3 protein-coding genes are annotated in these 3,767 nt (G+C 73.8%); 2 read left to right on the top strand and 1 reads right to left on the bottom strand.

Features of this window, described 5'->3' with window-relative positions; genetic code table 11:
• Positions 1 to 517: LVIVD repeat-containing protein (locus CNO22_RS26075; protein WP_157937139.1), on the top strand; the 517-nt coding region annotated here is incomplete at its 5' end.
• A 451-nt stretch (positions 518 to 968) separates the two neighbouring features.
• On the opposite strand, the gene ychF is transcribed toward CNO22_RS26075, so the two are convergent.
• Complete coding sequence (gene ychF, locus CNO22_RS26065) at positions 969 to 2,042, bottom strand: redox-regulated ATPase YchF (protein WP_100502151.1); 1,074 nt, start codon at positions 2,040 to 2,042, stop codon at positions 969 to 971.
• A gap of 277 nt (positions 2,043 to 2,319) precedes the next feature.
• Here ychF and CNO22_RS26060 point away from each other — a divergent pair.
• Positions 2,320 to 3,767 (top strand): AlkA N-terminal domain-containing protein (locus CNO22_RS26060; RefSeq protein ID WP_100502150.1); only part of this gene is annotated, 1,448 nt, incomplete at its 3' end.

Raw genomic sequence — 3,767 nt, 5'->3', positions numbered from 1 at the left:
CGAGGGCAACATCCCGACGTTCGGCGTCGCGCCACGGGAGCAGGGCTTCGGCATCTTCAACGCTCCCTACGACGACGCCGCCTGCCTGGCCGGGGACGGTTCGGCGGTCGCGCCGATCGCGGTCGGCACGGCCGGGGACACGCTGACCTTTTCGTCGTACTTCGACGGATGGGGCTACGTCCGCCTGTTCGACGCCACCGACATGACCGAGCTGGACACCTACGCCATCCCCGAGGCGCACGATCCGCGCTTCGCCCGCGGCTTCGGTGACCTCTCGGTGCACGAGGTGGCGGTCTCGCAGGAGACCCCGGACCTGGCCTACCTCTCGTACTACTCCGGCGGCCTGCGCGTGATCGAGGTCGGCACCGGGGAGATCCAGGAGGTCGGCGCCTTCATCGACGAGAGCGGCAACAACTTCTGGGGAGTGGAGACCTTCCTCCAGGACGACGTGGAGTACGCGGCACTGTCCGACCGGGACTTCGGGCTCTACATCTTCCGGTACACGCCCGCGCCCTGAACAGAACCTCCCGGGGGCCGATGCAGCACCGTGCAGCCGGCCTGACGGCTGTCCGGCCCCGCACTCCCCTCATCGAGACGTGGGCCGGGCCTGCGCGCCGTCTGCGCAGATGAGCGCCACGCGCGGGGAGCGACCATCGCGGCGGGGACGAGCAGGCAGTCAGGGTCATGGCCGGTGTCAGCCGATCAGTCTTGACAGCGGGTGTGCCCCTGCCGGCCTCCGTCGGGCTGTGTGGCTTCGCCGGCCCGCGGCTCGGCGAGACGGCCGCGGTGCGGGTCGCTGACGTCGGCTTCCTCCGCCGCACCCTCACCGTCGCCCGCCAGGTGCAGGGCGCCAGGCTTACCTGGCCCACCGCAGAGGACCGCCGCCGAGCAGCTGTTTGTGGACAGTTGCGGGCTGGGCGCGGACTCGAGCACTTTCACATGCCGCTGACCAGCGCGAACGAGTCGTGTCACACGTTGAAGCGGAACTCCACGACGTCGCCGTCCTGCATGACGTAGTCCTTGCCCTCCATGCGCACCCAGCCGCGGGCCTTGGCCTCGGCCATGGAGCCGGCCTCGACGAGCTGGTCGAAGGAGACGATCTCGGCCTTGATGAAGCCGCGCTGGAAGTCGGTGTGGATGACACCGGCCGCCTGCGGGGCGGTCGCGCCGACCGGGATGGTCCAGGCGCGGGCCTCCTTGGGGCCAGCGGTCAGGTAGGTCTGCAGGCCCAGGGTGGCGAAGCCGACGCGGGCCAGCTGGTGCAGACCGGGCTCCTCCTGGCCGATACCGGCGAGCAGCTCGGCGGCCTCCTCCTCCGGGAGTTCGGCGAGCTCGGCCTCGATCTTGGCGTCCATGAGGATCGCCTCGGCCGGCGCGACCAGGGCCCGCAGGGAGGAGATCAGCTCCTCGTTGGCCAGCTCCTCCTCGTCGACGTTGAAGACGTAGAGGAACGGCTTGGTGGTCAGCAGCGTCAGCTCGCGCAGCGGCTCGGGGTCGACCCCGGCGGAGAAGAGGGTCTTCCCCTCGTCGAGCACCTTCTGGGCGTCCAGGGCAGCGGCCAGCAGGGTCGCCCGCTCCTTGTCCTTGCGGGCCTCCTTCTCCAGCCGCGGAATCGCCTTCTCCAGCGTCTGCATGTCGGCCAGGACGAGCTCGGTGTTGATCGTCTCGATGTCGTCGGCCGGGCTGACCTTGCCCTCGACGTGCACCACGTCCGGGTCGGAGAACACCCGGATCACCTGGCAGATCGCGTCGCTCTCGCGGATGTTCGCCAGGAACTTGTTGCCCAGCCCCTGCCCCTCGCTGGCACCGCGCACGATGCCGGCGATGTCGACGAACGACACCGTCGCCGGGATGACCTTCTGCGAGGAGAACACCTCCGCCAGCTTCTCCAGCCGCGGATCCGGCACGCCCACCACACCGACGTTCGGCTCGATGGTGGCGAACGGGTAGTTCGCCGCCAGGACGTCGTTCTTGGTCAACGCGTTGAACAGCGTCGACTTGCCGACGTTGGGCAGCCCGACGATGCCGATGGTGAGACTCACGGACGTCCAGCCTACGTGGGGGCACCGGCCCGCACGGCCTCCCCGCCCCAGTGCCCGCCACCGCCGCCCGCGTCGGCCCGGTCGCCGGTGAGGAGCTGCCCCTCACCCGGCACCCTGACAGGGGTCCGGGCCGCTGCCAGGCTTCCCGCAGGCAGCAGGCCTTCGGCTCGGCGGTCCCGGAGACGGTGGGCCTCACCCGCAGGGCACCCCGCGGAGCCCTGACGGCCGCGTCCGGAAACCGCCAGTCACCGGGGCCGGCCGCTGTCATGCTCGTGGCGTGACACCGCCGCTGGACGCCGAGCGCTGCTACCGCGCGGTCGCCAGCCGCGACGCGCGGTTCGACGGCTGGTTCTTCACCGCCGTCGCCACCACCGGCATCTACTGCCGGCCGTCCTGCCCGGCGCGCACACCACTGGCCCGCAACGTCACGTTCTTCTCCACCGCGGCCGCCGCCCAGGGCGCCGGCTACCGGGCCTGCCGCCGCTGCCGCCCCGACGCGGTCCCCGGGTCGCCGGAGTGGGACACCCGCGCCGACGTCGTCGCCCGCGCCGTCCGGCTCATCGGCGACGGCGAGGTCGAGCGCTCCGGCGTCCCCGGCCTGGCCGCGCGGCTGGGCTACTCGGAGCGCCAACTGAACCGGCTGCTCGTCGGCGAGCTCGGCGTCGGGCCGCTGGCGCTGGCCCGCGCGCAGCGCGCGCGGACCGCCCGGCTGCTGATCGAGACCACCGACCTGCCCATGGCCGACGTCGCCTTCGCCGCGGGGTTCGCCAGCATCCGGCAGTTCAACGACACCGTCCGCGAGGTCTTCGCCGCCACCCCGACGGAGTTGCGGCGGACCGCACCGGCCGGCCCGGCCGACATCCCCGGCCGGCTGACGCTGCGGCTGACCGCGCGCGCCCCCTACGAGGCCGCCGAGGTGCTGCTGTTCCTGGGCGTGCACGCCGTCCCCGGCCTGGAGGAGTGGGACGGGACGACCTTCTCCCGCGTCCTCGACCTGCCGCACGGGCCCGGGGTGGTGCACCTCTCGCCCGCCCCGGACGGCGGTCCCGCGGTGACCGCCCGGCTGGAGCTCCGCGAGCTGCGCGACCTGGGGACGGCGGTGGCCCGCTGCCGCCGGATGCTCGACCTCGACGCCGACCCGGCCGCGGTCGACGGCGTCCTCGGCGCCGACCCCGCGCTGGCCGGGCTGGTCGCCGCCGCGCCCGGCCGCCGGGTGCCCGCCTCCCCCGACGCCGACGAGCTCGCCGTGCGCGCCGTCCTCGGCCAGCAGGTCTCGCTCACCGGCGCCCGCACGCTCACCGCCCGGGTGCTGCTGGCCGCGGGCACGCCGCTGCCCGAGCCGGTGGGCTCGCTGACCCACGCCTTCCCGCGCCCGGCCGCGCTCGTCGACGCCGACCTCACCCCCGTCGGGCTGACCGGCGCCCGGCGGCGCACCGTGCACGCGCTGGCCGGGGCGCTGGCCTCCGGGGCGGTGACGCTCGACCCCGGCGCCGACCGCGAGGAGGCCGGCCGCGCGCTGCGCGCCGTCCCCGGGATCGGGCCGTGGACCGCCGCGCTGGTGGCGCTCCGCGGGCTCGGCGACCCCGATGTGTGGCTGCCCGGCGACCTGGCGTTGCGCCGCTCCCTGGCCGCCCTCGGCAGCTCCGACGCCGACGCCGCGACCCGCTGGCGGCCGTGGCGCTCCTACGCAGTGATGCACCTGTGGGCTGGCGCCTATACACATCT

The sequence above is a fragment of the Geodermatophilus chilensis genome (genome assembly GCF_002802985.1).
In the GTDB taxonomy this organism is placed as follows: domain Bacteria; phylum Actinomycetota; class Actinomycetes; order Mycobacteriales; family Geodermatophilaceae; genus Geodermatophilus; species Geodermatophilus chilensis.
Note: the sequence above shows the minus strand (reverse complement) of the source record. Positions and strands in the feature narration are given on the sequence as shown.